General features: G+C 40.6%; 31 protein-coding genes and 4 pseudogenes. 27 read left to right on the top strand and 8 right to left on the bottom strand.

From position 1 onward, the window contains the following. Nucleotides 1–182: 182 nt before the first annotated feature. The 10 genes from AC1WMD_RS06710 to nfsA all read left to right on the top strand — a co-directional run bounded on the left by AC1WMD_RS06710 (nt 183) and on the right by nfsA (nt 6,559). Nucleotides 183–746, top strand: coding sequence for a TasA family protein (locus AC1WMD_RS06710; protein ID WP_043904881.1), 564 nt, complete (start codon nt 183–185; stop codon nt 744–746). A 13-nt stretch (nt 747–759) separates the two neighbouring features. Then, complete coding sequence (locus AC1WMD_RS06705; RefSeq protein WP_043904880.1) at nt 760–1,320, top strand: hypothetical protein; 561 nt, start codon at nt 760–762, stop codon at nt 1,318–1,320. A gap of 37 nt (nt 1,321–1,357) precedes the next feature. Continuing rightward, the gene (locus AC1WMD_RS06700) at nt 1,358–1,900 is read left to right on the top strand and encodes a TasA family protein (RefSeq protein WP_052351485.1); all 543 of its coding nucleotides are present in this window, start codon (nt 1,358–1,360) and stop codon (nt 1,898–1,900) included. Next, the gene (locus AC1WMD_RS06695) at nt 1,901–2,425 is read left to right on the top strand and encodes a signal peptidase I (protein ID WP_052351484.1); all 525 of its coding nucleotides are present in this window, start codon (nt 1,901–1,903) and stop codon (nt 2,423–2,425) included. It begins immediately after the preceding gene. 350 nt (nt 2,426–2,775) lie between these two features. Then, on the top strand, nt 2,776–3,630 hold the full coding sequence (locus AC1WMD_RS06690) for an MBL fold metallo-hydrolase (RefSeq protein WP_043904879.1): 855 nt from the start codon (nt 2,776–2,778) through the stop codon (nt 3,628–3,630). A 143-nt stretch (nt 3,631–3,773) separates the two neighbouring features. After that, nucleotides 3,774–4,046: an autorepressor SdpR family transcription factor gene (locus AC1WMD_RS06685; RefSeq protein ID WP_186003960.1), complete on the top strand. Its 273-nt coding sequence runs from the start codon at nt 3,774–3,776 to the stop codon at nt 4,044–4,046. Then, nucleotides 4,043–4,681: an SdpI family protein gene (locus AC1WMD_RS06680; protein ID WP_494256419.1), complete on the top strand. Its 639-nt coding sequence runs from the start codon at nt 4,043–4,045 to the stop codon at nt 4,679–4,681. The genes AC1WMD_RS06685 and AC1WMD_RS06680 overlap by 4 nt, the downstream gene beginning before the upstream one ends. A 245-nt stretch (nt 4,682–4,926) precedes the next feature. Next, on the top strand, nt 4,927–5,361 hold the full coding sequence (locus tag AC1WMD_RS06675) for an SRPBCC family protein (RefSeq protein ID WP_494256418.1): 435 nt from the start codon (nt 4,927–4,929) through the stop codon (nt 5,359–5,361). Nucleotide 5,362: 1 nt separating this feature from the next. Beyond that, on the top strand, nt 5,363–5,719 hold the full coding sequence (locus tag AC1WMD_RS06670) for an ArsR/SmtB family transcription factor (RefSeq protein WP_494256417.1): 357 nt from the start codon (nt 5,363–5,365) through the stop codon (nt 5,717–5,719). Nucleotides 5,720–5,809: 90 nt separating this feature from the next. Further along, entirely contained in the window at nt 5,810–6,559 is a 750-nt protein-coding gene (nfsA, locus tag AC1WMD_RS06665) for an oxygen-insensitive NADPH nitroreductase (RefSeq protein ID WP_494256415.1), read from the top strand. A 109-nt stretch (nt 6,560–6,668) separates the two neighbouring features. On the opposite strand, the gene AC1WMD_RS06660 is transcribed toward nfsA, so the two are convergent. From AC1WMD_RS06660 to AC1WMD_RS06645, 4 genes and pseudogenes are all read right to left on the bottom strand, one after another. Then, complete coding sequence (locus AC1WMD_RS06660) at nt 6,669–6,872, bottom strand: tyrosine-type recombinase/integrase (RefSeq protein ID WP_313770004.1); 204 nt, start codon at nt 6,870–6,872, stop codon at nt 6,669–6,671. A gap of 118 nt (nt 6,873–6,990) precedes the next feature. Next, on the bottom strand, nt 6,991–7,407 hold the full coding sequence (locus AC1WMD_RS06655; protein WP_043904873.1) for a site-specific integrase: 417 nt from the start codon (nt 7,405–7,407) through the stop codon (nt 6,991–6,993). A gap of 131 nt (nt 7,408–7,538) precedes the next feature. Further along, nucleotides 7,539–7,799, bottom strand: a pseudogene (locus AC1WMD_RS06650) (CPCC family cysteine-rich protein). Nucleotides 7,800–7,984: 185 nt separating this feature from the next. After that, complete coding sequence (locus AC1WMD_RS06645) at nt 7,985–8,071, bottom strand: putative endonuclease domain-containing protein (protein WP_409994240.1); 87 nt, start codon at nt 8,069–8,071, stop codon at nt 7,985–7,987. 15 nt (nt 8,072–8,086) lie between these two features. Here AC1WMD_RS06645 and AC1WMD_RS06640 point away from each other — a divergent pair, with 15 nt between their 5' ends. Further along, entirely contained in the window at nt 8,087–8,374 is a 288-nt protein-coding gene (locus AC1WMD_RS06640; protein ID WP_313770003.1) for an ArsA-related P-loop ATPase, read from the top strand. Nucleotides 8,375–8,393: 19 nt separating this feature from the next. Next, on the top strand, nt 8,394–9,266 hold the full coding sequence (locus tag AC1WMD_RS06635) for a nucleoside-diphosphate kinase (protein ID WP_043904871.1): 873 nt from the start codon (nt 8,394–8,396) through the stop codon (nt 9,264–9,266). 55 nt (nt 9,267–9,321) lie between these two features. Here the strand turns inward: AC1WMD_RS06635 and AC1WMD_RS06630 are convergent. Then, nucleotides 9,322–9,453: pseudogene (locus AC1WMD_RS06630) on the bottom strand (MBL fold metallo-hydrolase); the annotation flags it as partial. Nucleotides 9,454–9,584: 131 nt separating this feature from the next. On the opposite strand from AC1WMD_RS06630, the gene abrB reads away from it, so the two are divergent. Both abrB and AC1WMD_RS06620 read left to right on the top strand, forming a co-directional pair. Then, nucleotides 9,585–9,866, top strand: coding sequence for a transition state genes transcriptional regulator AbrB (abrB, locus tag AC1WMD_RS06625; protein ID WP_043904870.1), 282 nt, complete (start codon nt 9,585–9,587; stop codon nt 9,864–9,866). A 222-nt stretch (nt 9,867–10,088) separates the two neighbouring features. After that, the gene (locus AC1WMD_RS06620) at nt 10,089–10,271 is read left to right on the top strand and encodes a hypothetical protein (protein WP_052351483.1); all 183 of its coding nucleotides are present in this window, start codon (nt 10,089–10,091) and stop codon (nt 10,269–10,271) included. A 780-nt stretch (nt 10,272–11,051) separates the two neighbouring features. Here AC1WMD_RS06620 and AC1WMD_RS06615 read toward each other — a convergent pair. From AC1WMD_RS06615 to AC1WMD_RS06605, 3 genes are all read right to left on the bottom strand, one after another. Continuing rightward, nucleotides 11,052–11,195, bottom strand: coding sequence for a YjcZ family sporulation protein (locus tag AC1WMD_RS06615; protein WP_088124159.1), 144 nt, complete (start codon nt 11,193–11,195; stop codon nt 11,052–11,054). A 427-nt stretch (nt 11,196–11,622) separates the two neighbouring features. Then, a complete protein-coding gene (locus AC1WMD_RS06610; protein ID WP_494256411.1) occupies nt 11,623–12,213 on the bottom strand; it encodes a cupin domain-containing protein in 591 nt (196 codons plus the stop codon). Between the two features lie 590 nt (nt 12,214–12,803). After that, nucleotides 12,804–13,511, bottom strand: a complete 708-nt coding sequence (locus AC1WMD_RS06605; RefSeq protein ID WP_043904868.1) for a polysaccharide deacetylase family protein — start codon at nt 13,509–13,511, stop codon at nt 12,804–12,806. Between the two features lie 176 nt (nt 13,512–13,687). On the opposite strand from AC1WMD_RS06605, the pseudogene AC1WMD_RS06600 reads away from it, so the two are divergent. From AC1WMD_RS06600 to AC1WMD_RS06540, 13 genes and pseudogenes are all read left to right on the top strand, one after another. Beyond that, a pseudogene (locus AC1WMD_RS06600) lies at nt 13,688–13,834 on the top strand (YunG family protein); the annotation flags it as partial. Nucleotides 13,835–14,122: 288 nt separating this feature from the next. Further along, complete coding sequence (locus AC1WMD_RS06595; RefSeq protein WP_494256409.1) at nt 14,123–14,305, top strand: hypothetical protein; 183 nt, start codon at nt 14,123–14,125, stop codon at nt 14,303–14,305. Continuing rightward, nucleotides 14,306–14,764, top strand: a complete 459-nt coding sequence (locus AC1WMD_RS06590; protein ID WP_494256407.1) for a TGS domain-containing protein — start codon at nt 14,306–14,308, stop codon at nt 14,762–14,764. It abuts the gene before it with no gap. A gap of 231 nt (nt 14,765–14,995) precedes the next feature. Continuing rightward, nucleotides 14,996–15,229 carry a sigma factor regulator N-terminal domain-containing protein gene (locus tag AC1WMD_RS06585; RefSeq protein ID WP_494256405.1) on the top strand — a complete coding sequence of 78 codons (234 nt, stop codon included), beginning with the start codon at nt 14,996–14,998 and terminating at the stop codon, nt 15,227–15,229. Between the two features lie 238 nt (nt 15,230–15,467). Beyond that, nucleotides 15,468–16,232, top strand: coding sequence for an aminoglycoside adenylyltransferase domain-containing protein (locus tag AC1WMD_RS06580; protein ID WP_494256403.1), 765 nt, complete (start codon nt 15,468–15,470; stop codon nt 16,230–16,232). Nucleotides 16,233–16,309: 77 nt separating this feature from the next. After that, nucleotides 16,310–16,621: a metal-sensing transcriptional repressor gene (locus tag AC1WMD_RS06575; protein WP_494256401.1), complete on the top strand. Its 312-nt coding sequence runs from the start codon at nt 16,310–16,312 to the stop codon at nt 16,619–16,621. A 13-nt stretch (nt 16,622–16,634) separates the two neighbouring features. After that, nucleotides 16,635–19,028 (top strand): heavy metal translocating P-type ATPase, encoded by a 2,394-nt coding sequence (locus tag AC1WMD_RS06570; protein ID WP_494256398.1) that lies wholly within the window; start codon nt 16,635–16,637, stop codon nt 19,026–19,028. 21 nt (nt 19,029–19,049) lie between these two features. Continuing rightward, nucleotides 19,050–19,253: a copper chaperone CopZ gene (copZ, locus tag AC1WMD_RS06565; protein WP_043904861.1), complete on the top strand. Its 204-nt coding sequence runs from the start codon at nt 19,050–19,052 to the stop codon at nt 19,251–19,253. Between the two features lie 549 nt (nt 19,254–19,802). Continuing rightward, nucleotides 19,803–20,300, top strand: a pseudogene (locus AC1WMD_RS06560) (dienelactone hydrolase family protein); the annotation flags it as partial. A 146-nt stretch (nt 20,301–20,446) separates the two neighbouring features. Beyond that, entirely contained in the window at nt 20,447–20,749 is a 303-nt protein-coding gene (locus tag AC1WMD_RS06555) for a TIGR04104 family putative zinc finger protein (protein ID WP_043904860.1), read from the top strand. Nucleotides 20,750–20,965: 216 nt separating this feature from the next. Continuing rightward, entirely contained in the window at nt 20,966–21,964 is a 999-nt protein-coding gene (locus AC1WMD_RS06550) for a permease (RefSeq protein WP_043904859.1), read from the top strand. Nucleotides 21,965–21,978: 14 nt separating this feature from the next. After that, nucleotides 21,979–22,836: a TIGR03943 family putative permease subunit gene (locus AC1WMD_RS06545; protein WP_043904858.1), complete on the top strand. Its 858-nt coding sequence runs from the start codon at nt 21,979–21,981 to the stop codon at nt 22,834–22,836. A gap of 228 nt (nt 22,837–23,064) precedes the next feature. Continuing rightward, nucleotides 23,065–23,682, top strand: a complete 618-nt coding sequence (locus AC1WMD_RS06540) for a DUF7010 family protein (RefSeq protein ID WP_052351481.1) — start codon at nt 23,065–23,067, stop codon at nt 23,680–23,682. The last annotated feature ends 54 nt before the right edge of the window (nt 23,683–23,736 follow it).

Below are 23,736 nucleotides of genomic sequence, written 5' to 3'. Positions count from 1 at the left end.
TTGTTTAGGTGGAAGGGAAAAATTTAATGTTCTATTAAAATGGTTATTTCTATTTTTTCATAGCGGTCACAAACCTGATAGAACAAACGTCGTAAGGCAACAAAATATCTCTAGATCTGTAAGAAAGTTGTGGTTGTTATTTTTCCGTTTCATTTTCAGACAGAGTGAAGGAGGTAGAGAATATGTTGAGTAAGCAGCTGAAGTATCGTACGAATGGAAATCTTTTTTTCATACTTTGCACGGTGATTATTCTTGGAGCAGGAACGATTATCTCCATAAACTCTAGTTTTACAGACTCGGTTTCGAATCCAGGAAATATTGTGCGTTCTGCTTTATTAGATATTTCAACAACACCTGCTAGTCCTACACTCATTTACAATGTCAACAATCTTGTTCCTGGAGATACAGCAACCCGTTTGGTACAGATTCATAACAGTGGGAACGTGGACTTCACCTACAAAATTTCTGTAACTGCAAGCCCAGGAAATACACTACTTTGGACTGATACAAGTAAAGGACTTCAGATTGAAATAAAAGACCAAGATTCTGGTACAGTTCATTATCAAGGACCGATTAGCGAACTTGTCACTTCAGATATTCCGCTTGCAGTCGGTCAGTCTCACAATTTGCAGTTCAAAATTATGTTTCCTGAAGAGGCGGATAATAGTTTTCAGAATCTCCAAGAATCTTTAACATTTACATTTGACGCAACACAATTACCTGGAAGTGAACGTATCAATAACTAGTGAGTGACATTCAATGAAGAAAAGGATCTCAGTTCGTTTATTGCTATTAACAATGATAGTAATGTTTCAAGTTACGTTATTTCAAGCGGCAGAGGCAAAGATGTCAGTGACAAGAACTCTGCCGGGCAATGTATTTTCAACGGGGGAGCATTTGTTTTTTTTAATCAATGTGGCAGGTGGAACAGCGAAACAACCTAGCGCTCCGACCGTTCCTGTTTTAACAGGTCTAAACTCTACGTTGTCGACGGCTGACTTCGGAAGAATCAGCCGATCCCTTATCAATATAGTTACGGTGGCGGACGTAGTGAATATTACTAACAAGTCCAGCTCTGCAAAATTTCTTTCAGTTTCGGTCGTGAATGGTTCTGCACCACTCTTGGGCAGTTTAAGAAGTATATTAAGTTTCCCAGACAACGTAACAGTGAATCCGGGGCAAACGGTTTCGATCAACGCGACAATTAGTACGAACTTATTAACAACACGACTTGGGGAATACACAGGTTGGATAAAGATTACTGACACTGAAACGAATCTCAGTTATTCGATACCAGTTCAATTGGTTGTGGATTTATAAAGGGAGTTCTGTCATCAACAGAACGGAGAGAAAAAAGGTGAATAAGGTACTTGTTACAAATTCCATTCTGCTGTTGTTAATGGCTTTGTTATCTGCAAATCCAATTGGTTATGTAAATTCAAGTTTTACGGATCAGGTTGTCAATGAGGGGAACACACTGACAAGCGCTACTGTCGATATAGAAACTGTTCCTGCAAGTCCTAACGTATTGATGCAAGTAAATAATATGCTCCCGGGGGATTCTGTTTCGGCAAATGTAACAGTGAGAAATACGGGAACCGTTCCGATTGTATATCGAGTATTTGCAAACTCTTCACCGGGAACCACTCCGCTTTGGACGTTTGATGATCCCACGAAAACCTTACAGTTAAAACTGACTGACATGGAGACAGGAAGTGTATTATATAGCGGGCCTCTTTCAGGACTGACAACAGCAAATTTGCCGTTAGCAGAGAACGCAAGCCAAACTTTGCAATTTCAAGTAACGCTTCCCGATACCGCAAACGAAGTTTTCCAAAATTTTTCCGAGACAGTAACGTTTCAATTTATCGCGACTCAACTTGAAGGGGGGGCAAGGTAAATGAAAAGTGTGATAGTTGGTGAACATCCCAAAATCAACCACTATATGAGATTGGTGTCAGATGTTGTATTATGGCTAGGTGTTATCCTACTGAGTTTCTTTTTACTATTTGTGTATGGACCGCTTGTACTTGGTTGGTCCAGCTATATAGTTCTATCACCTAGTATGAATCCTGTGATTCAAGCGGGGTCTATTGCGGTAGTTCGTCCAGTAGATCCAATTACATTACAACAAAACGACATTGCGATCTATCGAAAAAATGAAGCGATAATACTTCACAGAATTCAACAGATCGAAAAAAATAATGATCAGACATTGTTCGTGTTCAAAGGGGACGCAAACAAATATACAGATTTTGAAAAAGTGACTGAAAAGCAAATTGTTGGGAAAATGGTGTATTCAATTCCTTACGCGGGATATATTGTAAAATATGCAAATGACAATAAAATTCTACTCTTAATTTTGGTTGCACTTGCGTTTGTATTATTCAACTCGACTTTCGCACACCGACGAAAACCCCAGTAAAAAACTTAATGCGATTAGAAAGGGGGATAATGGCTTATCAAAAAACTCTTGAAAACGGTGACTTTGCTGAATAGCCGTAAAAAGCGTTCCGATATGGAGCGCTTTTTTTATGGTGAAAATATTTACAAAATTTAGATGTAATAGATACAATTGTATTTAGAAGGAAAAACGTATTATTTACGAGCGATAAACCGATCGATATCGATATCGACGATTTTCGGATGGAGATGTTTGCGACGAACAAAAAAGCAACGGATCATCATAATGTCGGTGAGCAAACGTATCACATTTTGTTAGACGGAGACAAATACGGTGTTGTTTTTGAATAATGACAGAAGCGAGGGAAGGATATGAAAATTGAATTTTTAGGAACAGGCGGAGCGGTGACGATTCCGCGTCCGCTTTGCCAATGCCGCGTATGCGTCGAGGCGCGCGCGAAAGGAATCCCTTACAGCCGCAGTGGTCCAAGCCTGTTTCTGCATGGTCCGGACGTCTTAATCGATACGCCGGAAGATATTTATATGCAGATGAATCGTTCTAAAATTAAACAAATCAATGCGGTGTTTTACTCGCATTGGCATCCTGATCATGTGATGGGAAGGCGGGTGCTGGAGTCTATCAATGCCGATTTTCGGAATTATCCTCCCGCTTCCACGACGACGGATGTCTACTTGCCGCAGCAGGTCGCCATTGATTTTCAGCACCGCCTCGGCAGCGGCGAACATCTTTCCTTCCTCGAAAAGATGAAATACATCCGCCTTCACACGCTGCAAGACGGGAATAGTGTATCGATGGAAGGAGTGGAGATTCGACCGTTCCGCTTAGCTGAAGACTATGTGTATGCGTTTTTATTTTCGGACGAGAAAAAGCGGGTGCTGATTGCGATGGATGAATTGAATAATTGGGATCCACCAGGGGAAGTACAGGAAGTAGATGTAGCGGTTTTACCGATCGGCATTTTTGAGTTTCATCCGCTGACGGGGGAACGGCTGTTACCTGAACATCACCCTGTACTAAAAATAGAAGCGACATTTGCAGAAACGCTGGATATTATTCACAAATTAAAGGCGAAAAAAACCATATTGACCCATATCGAAGAAATGAACGGGTTAGGCTTCGATGATCTCAAAGAAATAGAAAAACAGTTGCAAAAACAAGGGCTGTCCATCGAAATCGCCTATGATACGATGATGGTAGAAGTATAGTTTTTCGTTGATGGGGAGGACACATGGTGTTCTCTTTTTGTTTTCTCAGGTTATTAACAGAAAACTGAATATTTTATATAATGTAATTAAATAATTAGATAATTTTCTAAATAACAAAATAAGCATGGTGAACGTATATGAAAATGAACCTTGTTTATAAAGCGCTAGCCGATCCAACACGAAGAGACATTTTAAACTTGTTGAAGAACAAAGATTTGACGGCAGGGGAAATCGCCGATCATTTCCGCATTTCCAAACCGAGCATTTCCCATCATCTTAATTTGTTAAAGCAGGCGGATTTAGTGCACGCCGAAAAAGAAGGGCAGTTCATCTATTACTCCATCAACACGACGGTGTTGCAAGATGTACTTGCTTGGCTTTTATCTTTGCAAGAAGGAAAGGGGAAGAGGGAATGAAAAAGCATTGGTATTTTTTCTTGTTGATCATCATTAGTGCAGGATTTTCCATATGGGCCTATCCGCAGCTGCCGGAGGAAGTTCCGATTCATTGGAATTTTTCGGGGGAAGTGGATGGCTATTCATCAAAGCTTTTTGCTGTTTTCGCTACTCCGGTTTTAATGATGTTGATTTACGGAATACTAATGGGCGTGCCGAAAATTGATCCGCGTAAAGACAATTTCCAAAAATTTGAGGGAACGTATCGTATTTTCGTGAATGTAACGCTGACTTTTTTCGCCGCTGGTCATCTTTCTATTATTTTCAGCGGGCTTGGCTATCATGTCAATATCGATTGGATTGCAAATATAGGATTAGGTCTGCTTTTTATCATTCTCGGAAATTATATGCCAAAAATCAAAGCGAATTATTTCATAGGCATTCGCACGCCGTGGACGCTGGCGAATGAAACGGTGTGGGCGCGCACGCACCGGTTTGGCGGCAAAGTATTTTTCATTGGCGGAATCATCATGATCGTATCTGCCTTTGCTCCTTCCTCGATTCGCGCTGTGCTTCTCATTGCGTCTATCGTCTGTATTGCACTTGTACCGATGGTGTATTCTTATGCCGTTTTTAAAAAGGTGGCTGACAAATAATTAAGTAAGAAAAGTGGCGCATCGTGATCGACAAGCCGTCTTTTCAGCGTTTTTGGAGAGGTGGCAACCATTTTCGTTGTCCGCCTCTTTTTTATTGCCAATTTGTTGTTACGAGATGTTGAGAAATCGGTTGAATTACGATAAGTAGTTCGCCCGCCATTTCCATATTGACATGAAACCAAATGGTTTCGTATAATCAAAACGAAACCAAAAAGTTTCATAACTAACATGTGGGGGTTGAAACAATGACAACACAAAATACAGTGAACGGCATGTTGCCACATATTCGTCACACGATGGTTTTTCAAGCACCGATTCAAAAAGTTTGGGAGGCGGTTTCTACTTCAGAGGGGCTTGCAGCTTGGTTTATGCCTAACGATCTTCAGCCGATGGTTGGTCATGAGTTTCATTTAAACGCTGGGCCTTTTGGAATGTCTCCGTGTAAAGTAATAGAAGTCGATCCGCCTCACCGCCTGTCTTTTCGCTGGGGGAAAGATTGGACCGTTACTTTTGAGCTAAAAGAACTGAATGAGCAGCAAACAGAGTTTACACTTACTCATTCTGGCTGGGATGCGAATAAAGTGACGGAATTTGGCGAATCTCATACCATCGTACGCAATCGGATGGATCAGGGATGGGCCAAGCTTTGCAAATCTTTAGGATCGCATGTCGAGGCGTAGTATGACTGCTTTATCACACAAGCATGACGTCTTTCAGGCCATCGCTGATCCTACCCGACGCAAGCTGTTGCGATTGTTGGCCGATAAGGAAATGCCCGTTACCGTCATCAGCAGCCATTTTCCGATCAGCCGGACGGCTGTGTCCAAACATTTGCGGATTTTGGCGGATGCCGGACTTGTGAAGGAGAGAAAAGTCGGGCGGGAAACGCGATACCGTCTAGAACCGACTCCATTGTTGGAATTAAAGGAATGGCTGGCCTTTTACGAACGATTTTGGGATAACAAAATGGCGATGCTCAAGCACTATGTGGAAAATGGTGAAGGACATCTTGTTGATGCTGATGGTGAGGATAAATAAACGCCTCGGAAAGAGCCGATCATTTTTTGGCTCTTTCTTTTTTTGGTATCATAAAAAGCAAAGCTATCAATGGTATAGGAGGTATTCATCATGAATCCAGTCATTGAAACGATTTTGCGGCACCGTTCGATTCGCAAATTTGAAGACCGGCCGTTAACGGATGAGCAAATTCGCACGATCGTCGAGTGCGCGCAAGCGGCGTCGACATCAAGTTACGTACAAGCTTATTCCATCATTGGGGTGAAAGATAAAGAGACGAAACGGAAGCTTGCTGAAATCGCGGGAAATCAGTCTTATGTTGAGAACAATGGCCATTTCTTCGTGTTTTGCGCTGATCTTCACCGTCATGAAGTGATTGGCGAAATGGAGCAGAAAGAGGTGCTGCCATCGCTCGAGAGCACGGAAAAGTTTATGGTCGCGCTTATTGATGCAGCGCTGGCGGCGCAAAACGCAGCCATCGCCGCAGAATCGATGGGGCTTGGCATTTGCTATATCGGCGGGCTGCGCAACAACTTGCCGGAAGTGTGCAAGCTGTTGAAAGTGCCGAAGCGGGTTATTCCGCTCTTCGGGCTTGCCGTCGGCTATCCGGCGCAGCAACCTGACAAAAAACCGCGTCTGCCGTTTGAACACGTATACCATGAAGAAACATATGAACAAGACCGCAGCAAATTCGAAGCGCAGCTGAAACAATATAACGATATCGTTTCTGCGTATTACGAAAAGCGGACAAACGGCAAACGCCGCGATACATGGACCGGGCAGATGGCCAATATGCTCAGCAACCCTGTGCGCATGTATATGAAAGAATTCGTAGAAGGAAAAGGGTTTAATTTACGTTAGTCTCGCTTCGTCATGAAGTGAGGTAAATATTCAAACACAGAGCCGTAATCCCTTATGTATCAAGGGATACGGCTTTTTGGTTTTTTATACAATATCCCTAATGACCACATTATAGAGAATTTCTCATTTTTTCGTTGTAAATGACCTCTAATTTTTCACTCAACGACGATTTCATTTTGTTCGTAAGGTGAATATACATTTCGTTCGTAATGGTAGTAGATGAGTGGCCTAACCGTGCCGCAATCGCATGAACATTTTCTTTCATTTCTGCTAGCATCGTAGCATGAGAATGTCGCAATCCATGAAAAGGGATTGGCTACATTCCAAACTCTTTGGACAATTTTCGAAAACGTGTAGAAACATTACCTGGGTAGATTGGCGTTCCTTTGGATGTTGTGAATACAAGGTTATGATGATTTCGGATTCCTAACTCAAAAAACAGTTTCTTTTGCTCGTGGATATGTTGTTTTAGTTGGCGTATAATATTCGGAAGGAACGTCGATCACTCGATAAGAACTTTTCGATTTTAATACTTTTTCAATTCTCATTTTCCCATCAACAACACAAATTTGCTGGTCCACCGTAATCGTATTGTTTTCAAGATCCACATTATGGATCGGAAGTCCTAACACTTCCCCATGTCGTAATCCGGTAAATATGGTTAGTAAGAATATTAAATAATATTGTTCGTTTTTGGCCTTTTCTAAAAACTCCATGCACTTGTCAAACGTCCAATATTTCGTGTTCTTTGCGGTTTTTGGCATTTCAATAACCGAAGATAAATCATACGTAAGCAACTTCCATTTAATAGCATATCTTAATATCCGTTTCAGTTTCGAAAGATGCACTTTAATTGTTCCGTTTTTTAATCCTTTTTCTCTTAATATTTCACGAAATGTTGAATGTGTATGGCATTGAGTTTGGATAACTCAATATGTCCAAGGCTGTTTTCACAGAGATTGTTGCTCAGAGATACACGTCAATCCAATGGACGCCAGTTCGGATCACGTTCATCAGACGCTGTTGGTTTTCGGACGTCATTAATATGAACCCTTTCACAAGCCCCAAATTCAATAAAGTTTTTCTGGGCTTGTCGCAAAGTGACTCTTGTATTCGCTCCAAGAGAATCGGGGTTCTTACGCTGGCAGTGATCATCTTCCTAGAAACAGATAGGACAAACATCGTCCTTTTCTTGCTCCAGTGATTTATATCCACAACATGGACAGGTGTATTTTGTCACAGATATCACCTGTGCTCCAGTTGAATACCGAAACACAATGGTTGCATAGTCTTTTTTATAGCTGTCTACTTGACAGGGGTAAGACCACAAGGAATGGGGCCTTTCTTATTCGTGGTTCAACTTACTTAGTAGGTTCTTAAGCCGAGTTACTTCAATTTTTTTTAAACTACTCTTGTGACAAAATTCTATGAATTTTCCGGAACTTGCTGCCGGAGATGGTCTCGGTCTCGAGCAACGTTTGAGCTATGATAAGTTTTACCATCACATTCGATTCCACACAGATATGAATTTGGCCTGTTGGAAAGACCACTATGGCATCTGCAATCGCAGTTGGATTAGTGGAAAAAGGGCACAAAGTACATTTAACCACAACAGACCCAGCTGCCCATTTAGAGTTTGTTTTTCAAAATAGTGAACTGAATGAACAATTAACCATTAGCCGTATTAATTCGACAGAAGAAGTTGAGGATGACAAAGCAGAAGTGTTATCGAAGGTAAGCAGTGCTCTAGTCTATACAATTTCCCCCTTTTTTCATATATTATTACATATTAAGAAAATATTAAGAAAATATTAAGAAAAGGAGATTATAAACATTGAATTGGGACAACATTGGATTCGTGATATGCAAGCCGGATGCGGTTTACTTAAATTTAGAACAAGAAATTCTTTCATTTCTTCGGCAAAAGGGCTTTAAAATTCTTGCCTGTAAATATGTAACTATTACACCGGATATATGCCGTCTTTTATATTGGAATGGATATGATGTTCCCACTGCTTGGTGGTGGGAATTAGAAGCGGAATTCTTTAATTTAGGAGAAAGTTTATGTGTACTGGTTCAAGGTACAACATCACCTCCGTACAAATCGGTTTCCGAGCTGATTGATAAAAAGTTAAAGGGACATTACAGGCCTGAATATGCAAAGATTGGGACAATTCGGAGTAGGTTTGGAGCAATAAATAGGATTTTTAATCTATTTCACTCGTCAGATTGTACAAAAGCAGCAAAAAGAGAGGCATCGTTGTTTTTTACGGCTGAAGAGATAGAACGTTTAGCATATAAAAATACTCCATGCATACTTAAACAAAATGAAGACCGTTTTCTTGATGTTACTGACACATACTTTCGAATCAAATTGCATTGCATACAGGTTTCATCCATGAACCCGAAAGTGAAGCAAAAATATAGAAACTATATTGATGAAAAATACCGCCAGTCCAAGAGTGTAAGTAACTCTAAGAAGCAAATTTGGCTGTACGAAACCTTGCAAGAGGAATATCGTTTGTTTTATAAGGATATTAATGAAAACAAATTACTGAAAGCCATTACCGACTATAAACATTTTAAAAAAATAGATTACGATGCTCTATTCCAAGAATTCTTTACAATGGGTTTAAAGCTCACAAAATGGGAACTTTGCTTGCTAAAAACAACAATGTTGCTTCCACCTAAAAATTATCGAGGATGATGGAGTTTTTAGATTGGTTAACACATTCTTGGATAATTGCATTTTCGACCAAACTGAGAATATCCTCACCGTTAGGAGCTTTGATGTAGATGCTGTCACCTTGTCCGACATCGATGAAATGGACAGTTAGGAACTTGGTTGCAGCACTAGTTCCCGTGATAGGCACGAGTAAAAAAGAACAAGCGATAATAATAGAAGATAGTGCTTTTAGTAGCCTTATATTCTTTCTCTCCTCCTTGTGCGTGTTCCTTGATACATGTTCCGAATTGATTATACAATTATTTACAAGGAAACAAAAGTAGTATTGGAGGTGCGCGCATGAAATCTACGGGCATCGTTCGTAAAGTGGATGAATTAGGTCGCATTGTCATTCCGATAGAACTAAGGCGTGCACTAGGGATTAATATCAAAGACCCATTAGAGATTTTTGTTGAAGATGAGTATATCATTCTAAGAAAATACAAACCTAATATGGCTTGCATGGTTACAGGTAAAGTGTCTGACGACAACTTGAAGCTTGTTGGTGGTAAAGTCATTTTAAGCCGTGAGGGTGCGGAACAACTTATGAAAGAGATTGAACAATTATTGGCGTTTAATTAAACCTCTGCCGGTTTGGCAGGGGTTTTTTACATAATTGGACAATATTTTTATGTTAATTGTAATATGGTGTAAATGCATAAATGGTAAAACAGAAAGAGTGGGGATAAATCATGTGAAAACTAATATCTGATTCCTTTATTCATGATGACACTTTCGAAGGATGAATCTTACCTCATTTAACCCTGTTTTATTCAATACTCGATCAACGAGAACGAGTTATGCATGTGGGGTGATGATATCGACAGTATATCCAATTTAAAAAGTGTTTTTGCTCCAGCTTGGGTAAAAGATGCAAATGGAAGTCCAGTTCCTACACACTATATAGTCGATGGAAATGATTTAATTCAAGTTGTTGATTTTGATGAGAATCAGCTTTTCCAGTCGTTGCTGATCCAGATTGGCTAAAAATTGCAAAATGTGCTGCTGCTTTAGCAGCGTTTATAGGTGGCAATTTAATTGCAGCTTCGAGCTAATTAAAATCAAACGCTATATAAAGGAATTAGGAGGATTAAGTGAGACTGCAAAACTTCTTATTCACGCAACAACTTGGGAAGAAAAATTGCATTATGGCGGACAAGCTCTTGTTAGTCTTGCAGGGGAAATTAGCGGAGTAACTGCTGTATGCGAAGCGTGCAAAAGGTAGAAAGAAGGTAATAAGCAATGATGAGTGTTACTTATAATACTCAATTTAGTATGCGATTTATTGATATTAGCAACAGGTATTATTTAAACAATTAATAAAGAAAACACTAGTGTTCAAGACATTTCAAAAGAATTCCAGGTTGATTTTTTTAATTTCTACTTGTAGCTTTTATTTCTATAGTTTGTCCTATTTTTATAAAGGGTATTGATTTAAGTTCAGTAACAGATGCTCTGTTTTTAGCGTTTGTAATAACTGGAGCAGTTGAGAGCCTCCATTATCTTTAAAAAAATAAGATTACTGGCAATGCATTATATGTAGAATACTTCAAATTAATTACTGTTATTATTTTAGGCCTCCTCAACGGTATCTCGATGGGATAACAATTAAATAAAATTATGTATAATTCAGCTTGTCGACTTTATCGACAAGCTGAAAGACCGAAATAAATCGGTCTTTTTGTGCGTCTTGTTCAGCCATGTCACTCGTAAACGGGAAGTTTAAGCATTTAGCAACTCTCAAATCCTCATAAGCAGGGGGATTTACTAGAATCCAAATCCTGGTCCATAACCACCGCAGCCATATCCTCCCCCGTAACCACCAAAGCAACCACAACCAACAATGATTAATAAGATGAACAGAACGACGATAAATGCAAGGCCACCACCTGCATATCCTCCAGCACTCATTTAATTACACCTCCATTTAATTTGCCTACAGTTTATAATATGGGACTTTTTATCAGTTTGATTGGACTCTTATCATTTTCCGCGAATGCTGATTATTTGTTATTGGATGATACTGCTCCGTTAGTTGAACAGGAAACCTGACAATATTTAAACCAGAGCCGTTGAACAAAGAGGGCGAAGATTATGCTCTACCTTAGTCTTTATTGTGTATTCATTGCCCTATTAGTCAGAAAAGTAAGAAAAGTGGCGTAAGGAGTACGGAGTAGCGTGTGAGGTGTTGTGTAAGAAGGAATTTTGTGAAGAATAAAAAAGGCGGAGCATGATCTCCGCCTTAAGGCTGTTGCCCTTCTTTGTTAACAGCCTCAAAAGCAGCCAAAACACTGCCTTTTTTACTCCTTCAACAATGGGGTATATTTTTAAATAGTGCTTAACTCTTGGCCACATATTTGAGCAGACGAATGGGCTCATCGATTGTTAGTTCCACTTTTTCTCCATCAAAAATAAAGAGTTGCTTCTTTTTCCAATCAATGAAGACTTTGAATGTGTCCGGTTCTACAGATTCTTCGTATCGGCCGTTAATGAGAACGGTCTGAAACGATGAATATTCAGAAGAGACGTTTACATCTTCTTCGGCGTGAACTTTGCGGCATTCCACAGGGACTTTTCGCACGATCGGGTCATTATCATCGGGATAGGCCAATCCGATTTTGCCGGGAGTGACAAAAACAAGCAGGTGCACCGGCTCTTTTTCTTGGTTTAGGTACCCGTGCAGGACATTTTGCCAACCAAACACGATACTGCCCGGCTCGGCTACGATCGTTTCGCGATTGCCCACAAAATAGGTCAATGTTCCAGACAACACCAATGCGCAATCCTCGCCGGAAGTGTGAATGTGCGCTCCCAACCCTTGGTTATACGGGAAGATGATTTCGTACAGGCTGGTGTTTTTCCCTTTGCTGGAATAGAGCAGTTCGTTTTTGTAAACAGTTGGGGGATTAGAAAGAAGAAAGCTCCTCATATTTCTCACCTCTGACATGGAAAGAGTAATAATCAACTAGGCTCTTTTTTATTATTTTATTTCAACAAAAAGGGCTACTGACCTGCCATGTAAGGTAAGATTGTCTACAGTCTGAAGCGGGATTGCTCCCGCTTTTCTGCGTGACCACGCTTGACCACACAAATAAGTGAAAATGAATTAAAATGAATAATAAATCGATCGGGGAAATAAGTGGAAACCCTTGATTTTTCAAAGGATAAATAAAATTGAGTTACAGTCGATAATTTTCAGGAAAAAGGGGCGATACTCCGGCATGAAGCGAGATTTTTTTAGATTGATTGACTACATTTTGACCACGCTTTATTTCTGTAGGGCTTTGCGAATTTTTGAGCTGCTTGTTCTGGCATGTCTGGCGTTACGTGAGAATACACGTCTAATGTCATCGAGGCAGAGGAATGTCCTAGACGTTCGCTGACCACTTTCACGTCGGAAAGGACTTTTTGAAATGGTTGAAAATTAAAAATGACATAAAAAATGGAGTGCAAACTGGTAACAGTTTGGTCACTCCATTTTTGTTGTTAAATTAAGCTTTTAAAGCAATTTCCTATTCATTACTTATTCTGTAACTTCTGTAGTTCATTAACCGTGACAAATTTATAACCTTTTTTTGATAAAGAATCTAATATCCCTTCAATGGTTTTTAGTTCGTTACCAGTATCATCATACATTGGATGTAACAAAATGATGGCCCCCGGTTTTACATTTTTGTTTACATAGTTCACTTTGTCAGAAACCGAAGAATAATAGGTGTCGGGCTCAAGACTCCATGTAATCGTTTCTATGTGATGGTTTTTCAAATAATAGGGTAAACCAATCAGTTTTTTTCCATTAGGTGGACGAAAGTCTATTTCACCTTTATAACCTGTCTCTCGAATCAATCGGTTGGTCATTTCAATTTCCTGCTTGATAAAAGAAGGTTTTTTAAAAATCATTCGTTGATGAGAATATGTATGATTTCCGATTTGATGTCCAGATTCTGCTATCTCTTTTCCTAACTTTAGATTTTTCTTCAGTTCATTTCCAATGACAAAAAAGGTAGCCTTCGCATCGTATTTATCCAAAAGAGGCAATATTTTCTCTACATTTTTTGTCGGTCCGTCATCAAAAGTCAACGCAACTGCTTTTTGGTTTGTATCTACGTGACTAGTCAATCCTCCAAATAACTGATATGTTCTTGAGTTCATTAATTTATATGTACCGAATAAAAAAAGTAATAATATTAGCGAAATTATTCCATATATGACTATTCTTTTTTTCATCATTTGTCTCCTCTCTATCTGAATCGCTTTTTTCTTGGTGCATTTTATCAGCTAATATTCGTGAAAGCAAGTGAAACAGTTATGGTGCTCTCATGGAGAAACGAATTAACTTTCATCATCTGTGGTAAAGATCGTTTCATGATCATAGTTAACGATGGTTCAATTAACCGACCGATATTAATGGCCAGGGTTATGATTTAACAGAATCCCAATTCTCGGAAGCTATTGAATATATGGATATCCCTTCTAATAGGGAAGAAGCTTTCTCAGATACGAATGAAAGACAATACAATTATTTAAAAACAAATGGATGGACGACATGATGGTTATTAAGCTGGCTTAATAAGAAAAGTCCAAGTACAAATGGTTAGAATAGTTTTATGGTTCGATACAATTGAATAAGGAATATAATGATAATTAGGGGTGGTTTTGAATGAAAAAATTTGCTACATGTGCGAGAGATAATTCAATCTGGATTTATGTAGGTGTAGCTGTCTCAGCGCTTATCTTGTTCCTAAAGTAGATATTCTACATTAAAATCTACATTCACTAACTGGAAACGTTCAATAAGCACAAAATAAACTACCTGAATAGGGTGGCTATCCATTTGCTTGAAAAATCAACAACAAACCTCGCTTCGTTTCGAAGCGAGGTTTTTTTGGGGCGCTGTGTTACAGAATGGAGGTGGTTTTCCTGTTTGGATAATAATTGGATTATTATTACAAAAATGTAAAAATACTTTGAAAGTTTATATTTCGGTTGTTATAATTATTGTAAAAACTGGGGGGATGTAGTTGATTGATATAATCAAGGGGAGGATACTGAAAAAATCTAATTACTTGCCTGAAAGTCATATGGAGTTGTTAAAAAGAGCTATAAGCTTTGCGGAAGAAGCTCATCAAGGGCAAAAGAGAGAGACCGGAGAGCCATATTTCATTCACCCATTAACTGTTTGTGAAATATTCCAAAAAGAAATTACTATTTTTACACCTAAGATGGATATTTTTTTATTGCCAGAAGGAGCAACCGCGCTTGATTTTGCTTTCGTTTTAAATCCTTCTTTAGCTAAAAGGATGTCTCTTGCAAAAGTGAACGGTAAATATAAACCAATTAATACAGTACTAAAAGATATGGATATTGTAGAAATCATTACAGCAAATAAAGAAATGCTTAATTCAAATTGGCTAAATTACGCGTATACCTCTAAAGCAATTAAAGCAATTAATGAAGCATTGGTGAATCTCCCATGGTAGAACGAATTAACTTTCCATCATCCGCAGTGAATCTCGTTTCATGGTTGGCTAGCGGGTAGGAGTGTTGAATTAAGGGTAGTTCTAAAAAATAGCTTGTAGATATTGCTCGTACTATTAGATTCATATCTTTGTATATTGCTTATTTTTAAGGCAGTCTTTTGGAAAAAACAATTTTCGGTTCATATCGTCTACATAGTAATGAAGGATGCGATGAATAACGAGGTGAAAAACATGGAGGAAATAAAATCAGGATTTAAACATGGGCTGCGCGGCGCCTTGCTTTTGTTTTCACTGCTGCTTGCCGTTCCGCCGTTTTTAACAATGGTTGCCGCCATTTACTACGGCGCTGGCAGAGAAGAAGGCAAAGGCAATGAATGGATTCGCGTCATGCAAACGGCACATGAAATGACGACGCCGAACATTTACATCGATTGTTTTCGTTTAAATATATTTTTATTTCGCTAGTAGGTCTTGTTATTAGCATTTTCGGAATAAAACAAAAGGATGCTTTTTATTCTTATTTATCCGGAAGCCTTCACGCGTTTCTTATCGTCTGTCCTTTGCTTATCGTTTATTGCGGTATTGGAATTAATTATCAGCCGTAAGGAAGGGGATTTACTTTATCATATCATCAAGTTGCTTATTTGATGAGTATCGAGGTGAATATCATGAATTGGTATTATGAGAAACGGGAGAGATTATCATGGACATATTCCCTATACTTCAACAACTAACCCATCTATTCCACGAAGAATTAAAGGGAAATTTAGTCGGCGTTTATTTACATGGATCGCTGGCAATGGGCTGCTTCAATCCGAAAAAAAGTGATATAGATTTGCTCGTGATTGTGAAGGACAAACTCGATGTCGCAACGAAGAAACGAATAGCGAGAAAACTAGTAGGCATCGACGGCGCTCTTCTAAATGAGGGTGGAATTGAATTAAGCATTGTCCTAGAAACATACGTGACGGATTTTATTTATCCGACACCGTTTGAGCTTCATTATTCGAAGCTGTATAGGGAAGCATATAAAGCGGATGAACATTATGTTTGCCAAGGGATGGAAGATCCGGATTTGGCGGCACACATTTTTGTCACTTATCATCGGGGAGTAACGCTATATGGCAAGCCAATTCGTGAAACGTTTCGACCAATCGATAGGCAGTATTATGTCCGTTCAATTATGTATGACTTGGAAGACACGCTGAATGAGATCGTTCGTTCTCCTGTTTATTATGTGCTGAACTTATGCCGGGCATGGTATTTCCTTAAGGAAGGAGCGGTTGCTTCCAAACAGGAAGGAGGAGAGTGGGCGAAAAACAAGCTTCCTAAAACGTACAAAGCAATCGTTCAACAATGTCTAGACGATTACCATGGCCAAACAGATCACTTTCGTGTTCCTCCTAAGCAGTTAATAGAGTTTGCTCGTTTTATGCTTAAAAAAATAAATACGTTGGTGGAAAAATAGGCTAAAAAGCTTTATTATTGCTGTTTATACCCATTACCGGTATAATGTATATAGAACGATGGAATGAGGTGAAATGCATGAATCATCGTGAAGAGAATCAGATCAATCCAAAAATGGTTCCGCGCACGAAAGAAGAAATAGAGAGCATTGTGAAGCGCTTAAAGCGCATCGAAGGACAAGTGCGCGGTGTGCAAAAAATGGTTGAGGACAACCGCTACTGCATCGATATTTTAATTCAAATTTCTGCTATTCAAGCGGCACTGCAGAAAGTCGGATTGAATTTGCTAGAGCGCCACGTCCAGCATTGCGTCGCCAAGGCGATTCGCGAAGGCAACGGCGACGAATCGATTCAGGAGTTAATGACCGTCATCAACCAATTCTCCAAATAGGAAGGGAAACACGATGAGCGAGAAAAAGCATGTGACGTTGCATATTACTGGCATGACGTGCGCCGCCTGCTCGAACCGCATTGAGAAAGTGCTCAATAAGATGGATGGAGTCGAGGCGAACGTCAATTTAGCGATGGAAAAGGCAACGATTGAGTACGATCCAGCAAAGCACAGCCTTCACGATATTCAAGAAAAAATCGAAAAGCTCGGATACGGCGTTGCGGCCGAAAAGGTGATGCTGGATATTGAAGGCATGACGTGCGCTGCTTGTGCGGCGCGCATCGAAAAAGGCTTGCAGCGCATGGAAGGGGTGGAACGCGCCGCGGTCAACTTAGCAACAAACAGCGCGGTTGTGGAATATAAGGAGGGCATCATATCAGTTGAGGAGATATTAGAAAAAATCAAAAAACTTGGCTACAAAGGACAAGTGCGGAAGGAAAAAGAGAGCGTAGGGTTTAAAGGAGAACAGCTAAAGCAAAAACAGCGGCAGCTTATGATTTCGATTGTTTTATCGCTTCCGCTTCTTTATACGATGATTGCACATCTGCCGTTTACCCTTGGCCTGCCGATGCCTGATTGGCTGATGAATCCGTGGATGCAGTTTCTGTTCGCGACGCTTGTGCAGTTTTATATCGGCGGTCCTTTTTATGTCGGCGCATATCGCGCTTTAAGAAACAAAAGTGCGAACATGGACGTCCTTGTCGCGATCGGTACGTCCGCCGCTTATTTTTACAGTTTGGCAGAAGCGATCAAAACGATTGGAAACCCTCACTATATGCCAAATTTATATTTTGAGACAAGCGCGGTTCTCATCACGCTTGTGCTTGTCGGAAAATATTTTGAAGCGCGCGCGAAAGGGAGAACGACCGAAGCGATTTCGAAATTGTTAAGCTTGCAGGCGAAGGAAGCGCTCGTTCTTCGCGACGGCCAAGAAGTCAAGGTTCCTCTCGAACAAGTGGTAGTCGGAGACACGATTGTCGTCAAGCCAGGAGAAAAAATACCGGTAGATGGTATCGTGATGGCGGGAGCGTCCGCAGTAGACGAATCGATGATTACAGGTGAATCGATTCCGATTGATAAAAAAGAAGGTGACCGCGTCATTGGCGCAACGATCAACAGGACAGGCACTCTTACGATTCGGGCGGAAAAGGTCGGAAAAGATACAGCCTTAGCGAATATCGTGAAAATCGTTGAAGAAGCTCAAGGTTCGAAAGCGCCGATTCAGCGGATGGCCGATGTGATTTCCGGAATTTTTGTGCCGATTGTTGTTGGCATCGCCGTGTTGGCGTTTATTGTCTGGTACTTTTTTGTCGCACCGGGCGATTTGCCAAAAGCGCTGGAAGTGGCGATTGCGGTGCTTGTCATCGCCTGTCCATGCGCCCTCGGTCTGGCCACGCCGACATCGATCATGGTCGGCACCGGAAAAGGAGCAGAACACGGCATCCTCTTTAAAGGGGGTGAGTACCTGGAGGAAACGCATAAAATCAACGCGGTGCTATTGGATAAAACAGGAACGGTGACAAAAGGAAAACCGGAAGTAACGGATGTCATTGAGTTTCAAAAAGGGATGCTTGCTTACGCCGTGTCGGCGGAAAGAGGTTCTGAGCATCCGCTCGCGCAGGCGATTGTCGAATATGGCAAACGACAACAAATCGCGGTGAAGCCGTTTGAGCACTTCGCGGCGCTTGCCGGTCATGGTATTGAAGCGACAATCGATGGGAAACGTGTCCTTGTCGGAACGAGAAAGCTAATGAGAGAAAACAAAGTCGACATTTTGCGTCATGAAGAGAAAATGGTCCGATTAGAAGCGGAAGGAAAAACGGCGATGCTCGTTGCGATCGATGGAGAGCTTGCCGGCATCATCGCCGTCGCTGATACGATCAAAGAAAATGCCAAAGCGGCAATTCAAGCGTTGAAACAACTTGGGATTGATGTGTACATGGTGACAGGCGACAATGAACGGACGGCAAAAGCGATCGCCAAACAAGCGGGAATCGATCGTGTATACGCCGAAGTGCTTCCAGAAGACAAAGCAAACATTGTCGAAAAGCTGCAGCGAGAAGGTAAACGGGTGGCGATGGTCGGCGATGGCATTAATGATGCTCCGGCGTTGGCGAAAGCCGATATCGGCATGGCGATCGGAACCGGAACGGATGTCGCCATCGAAACGGCCGATGTCACCTTAGTTGGCGGCGATTTGGCGCATATTCCGAAAGCGATTGTCCTCAGCCGCAAAACAATGGCCAATATTCGGCAAAACTTGTTTTGGGCGCTGTTTTACAATACGATCGGCATTCCGGTTGCCGCCGCCGGGCTGTTGGAACCTTGGATTGCCGGAGCGGCGATGGCGTTTAGCTCCGTATCGGTAGTGACGAACGCTCTTCGTTTGAAACGCGTGAAACTATAAAGCAACAAGGAGGAATCCATCATGACAACAACATTGCAAGTGCAAGGAATGACATGCAACCATTGCAAAATGGCTGTCACGAACGCTTTACAAGAAATAGAAGGAGTCAACCGCGTCGAAGTGCATTTGGAAAAAGGCACGGTTGATGTCGATTACGATGAAACAAAAGTCAGCTTGAATCAATTGAAAGAAGCGATTGAAGAACAAGGGTATGATGTAAAATAAGCTGTCCCCTCTATGTAGAGGGGGCATTTTTGCAAAACCGCTGTTAAATTTCAGTGTTGATTTTTAGAGTTTTTTGTCAGTCTTGTTCAACTATCGCCACTCGTTTGCTGAATAAGACTTATACTTCTTCCTGATAAACATGTAAGCGTATTGGTTTAAATTTCAATGGAATTTTAAATTCTTCAATACTTTCTACTTCAGTAAAAAACTTATCAAAATTGTATCCAATCCCACTCCGAATAAAAACGGAAGAGGGAATTTTAGATTGGAAACATATTTCGTGAGTGCTGGAAGAACAAAATTATGGGGTAGGAGAGATGATCCCAATCTATTTACCGCTTGTTCTTTATGACGAGAAACGATACGCGCATCGCTGCGTTTTGATTAACGGGAAACTAGTACAATTTACAACAGAGGAAGATGGGATGAATAATGTTTCGCATTGATAATCAATCTGATACCGCTGTTGTTCTCATTCATGAAATCTATGGAATCAATTCACATATGCACGATGTTGGACAGTCGCTTGCGTAATATGGTTTCGATGTATGGTGCCCTAATTTGTTAGAGCGGGAAGCTTTTGATGATACCCAAGAACAAGAAGCTTACTACTATTTTATGAAAAACATAGGGTTTAACCAAGCTTCCAGTATCATTCATCGTTTGCTAGAGGATGTAAGGCATCAATATGAAAAAATCGTTCTTGTTGGTTTTAGCGTTGGGGCGACGATCGCGTGGCTATGCAGTGAGGAAGAGCTTGTCGACGGGATTGTTGGCTATTATGGCTCCCGCATTCGAGATTATGTGTCGCTTTCTCCGCAATGTCCCGCATTATTATTTTTCCCGCAATCGGAAGCATCGTTCGATGTCAGCGAGCTGGTCGAAACGCTTCGAGACAAGACGAATGTCGAAGTGCATCAATTGGAGGGAAAACATGGCTTCAGCAATCCGTACTCTCCTGCTTATCATAAGCAATCGGCTGTGGCTGCCTTCCATAAAATGATGTGTTTTATACAAAAATGCCGAGGAGAATCTAATCGTAGTTGAAATTTTTCGTATTGCATTTTTCCCAATCGCTTGTCCGACAGTGTTGTTATTTTCTTGAAGGAAAATAGGGGTTCGCCAAGCTTCCAAACTATTTTTCTAAAAATGATTCCTATGATGAATTAAGATTAACGAAAGGAAAGTGTTCCATGAAATTGCCAATTTGCTGCAAATGTCATTATTCATTCCGTTGGAGAAGCTCCATAAAGGTATTGTTTGGATGGAAAAGATTGATCTGTCCCAATTGTAAAACAAAGTTGTATCCGACTACGGAATCACGGCAAAAAGCGTCATTCGCGTTTTCTCTTTCGTTGCTGGTATTATTGCTTTTGCCATCTTTCGGAGTATCCTTTCCATGGACCGTTATCATCTATTTCGTGCTTGTAGCAAGCACGATGGCGCTATTGCCATTTTTCTACACTTTTGTTGATGAAGAAGAGCCGCTTTGGTGACAATGATAGAATAGATGAATGGCTATTTCCGTTAAAATTATTGTAAAAAGGCCGTAATCTCGGCCTTTTTTTGTTGCCAAGGCGCATTTATTATAGCAGATCGGCATATAGAAATAGAGAAAGTAGACATGTGATAGAAACAACGAACATATAATTTTATAAATAGGAATCATTACGTTTTAACGATCCGAATGGAAATGCAAAGGGGGAAGGGGAATGTATCGCTGGTTTTCTTCTGCGTTGATTGATGCCACCGGAATCGTCGTGATTGCGGTTGCCGCTTATTTCATGTTGGCCAGTCAGTTTATAGGTACGGCATGGTCGATGAAACTTCCAACTTCTTTTCAGCAATTTAGTACGATTTTTTTAAGCATTATCATTGAGGCGATTCCGTTTGTGTTGATTGGCGTGATCATTGCCGGATGTATCCAAATTTTTGTTACGGAAGAGCAAATTCGGCGTTGGATTCCACAAAATCGGTTTCTCGCCGTCATGATGGGATGTGTGATTGGCGCTTTTTTTCCTGCGTGCGAATGCGGAATTGTACCGATTGTGCGAAGACTGGTGGCAAAAGGAGTGCCGCTGCATGCCGCGGTCGGCTTTCTGTTGACGGGGCCGTTAATTAATCCGATCGTCATTTTGTCCACGTATATGGCGTTTGGAAATGATGGCACCATCGCGGCGTTGCGAATGGGGATTGGCTTTGTGGACGCTTTGATCATTGCTTTTATGATTAGTTTTTTATTTCCGTCTAATCAGCTAAAATCTGTCGCTGTATTGGATGTACGGGAAAATGTTAAACGTGCGTCATTGTTTCAGCAATTGGAGGAAGTGCTCAAACATTCGATTGATGAGTTTTTTGATACGGGAAAGTATTTAATTATCGGGGCTTGTTTTGCCGCGTTGATGCAAACCTATGTACATACTAAATCTCTGTTCCTTTTTGGCGATGGAGATTTCGGGAAGACAACCGTCATGATGGGGCTTGCCTATTTCTTATCATTATGTTCGGAAGCGGATGCGTTTATCGCGGCTTCATTTAAAAGTTTATTTCCGGTCACCTCTATACTCGCGTTTTTAGTGTACGGACCGATGATTGACTTGAAAAATACGATTATGCTGTTGAGTGCATTTCGGTTTAGATTTGTGCTCGTCTTGCTTATTTTGATTACTTCCGTCGTGTTCATAAGCGTGCATCTAATAAGGGTGCTGTAAGGTGGTGAAACGTGATGCGTTTTCATTTTCGGCAGTTTTTACGGGCGATTATGTTAGCGAGTTTTTCTCTTTTTTTCATTCGCCTTCACGTTACAGATGAAATAACGAAGTATGTGAATCCAAAGTATACCGTGATGAGCCAAATTGCCGCCGGGATATTTGTGCTGCTGCTATTCATTCAAATTTTCCGCATATGGGAACCAAACGATCATACACATTGTCATGCCGGATGTGAGCACCATCATCATTCGCATGTTGGAGCGGGAAAACGGATTAGTTTTTTCATTATCCTCTTTCCACTGTTGGTTGGATTCGCTTTTCCCCCGGCCGTACTCAATGCTTCCCTGGCGGAGAAAAAAGGAACCGTCCTTCCTCAGCCCCATAAAAGCCAACAACAAGACTCTTTACCGGCCATCGATCATAATAAGGCTTTACCTAATGATAATTATTTTTCCCAAGGGGAGTATCATCAAAGAATGGAGCAGCTAAAGAAACAAAATGTAATCGAGATGAAAGAAGATGTGTTTGCCCCTTATTACGAGGAGATTGAAAATCACCCGAAAAGCTACCGTGGAAAGAAAATCAAAGTAAGCGGGTTTGTATACAAAGAAGCGGGATTGAGTCCTCATCAACTAGTTATCTCGAGATTTCTCATTACTCATTGCCTTGCAGATGCCAGCATTATAGGAATTTTAACCGAATTTGAAAAGGCAAGCCTATATAAACCAAATACATGGATGGAAATAGAAGGAACTTTACAGATTACTAAATACAACGGAGTGGAAGTCCCAGTCATCAAAGCGGATAAATGGAAGGTTATACCGCAGCCTTCGCAGCCTTATATTTATCCGGTATTGATAAAAATTTTATAAAAAATGGCATTACTTTCACTGATACTGTTAGGAATTTTTAACTGATTGGCGAAACTAGTCTTTGTATCATGTATAATGATGGTACGTTGATTTTTTAGGAGGATTTCATCTGTGTGGCGAAACATCGCAGCGAAGCGAACCGGTTGGATACTCATTATTCTGTCTACTATGCTCGAGCGATGTTATTGTATTCAATAATATTGTTATGTAAACTTATTGGAGGATAGCATGAAAAAATCAAGTTATGAAATGAACCTTTATGAACTTAAAAAGGATTTATCTATGGAAACTGGCTTGGGATATCCAGTATTTTTAGCCGGTATATTGTTTTGGTTGTTCGTAGGAATTAGTAGTTTCGTTGTAACGCCAGAAACATTAGTATGGATGTATGTGTTTGGAATAGGGGCGATCATGCCTTTGGCCATCCTCATTTCCAAATTATTGCGCATTAACTTCCTCTCTTCTAATCCGCTGTCGACTGTGGCGGGACTTGTCGGAGGAGTTCAACTCTTTTTTGCGCCCCTTGTCATCATGATTGTTCTCCATCAGCCTGATTGGGTTCCTTTTGCGATTGGTGTGCTTGCGGGAGCTCACTTTCTGCCTTATGTTTGGATATATGATAGCAAAGTATACTTGTTTCAAACGATTACCACTGTGTTCGCCGCGTCTTTTTTCGGCATCGTCTTTATGGAACTGTCTTTTTATATTGTTCCATTTGCCATCAGCATTGTATACGGTGTGACGATATTGCTGCTTATCCGGCAGCATCGCCTATTAATGATGCAAGGTGTGTTCTCGTTTGAACGTGAAGGAAAGGCAAGCGATAAAAGTGAAATTATTCAATAAAACTTTTTATCTCTTCTTAACGTTTCTTAACGTTAAGAAATATTTTTTTATTAT

The organism is Parageobacillus sp. NEAU-HV-2, assembly GCF_059115485.1.
This window is presented reverse-complemented; position numbering and strand designations above follow the sequence as displayed.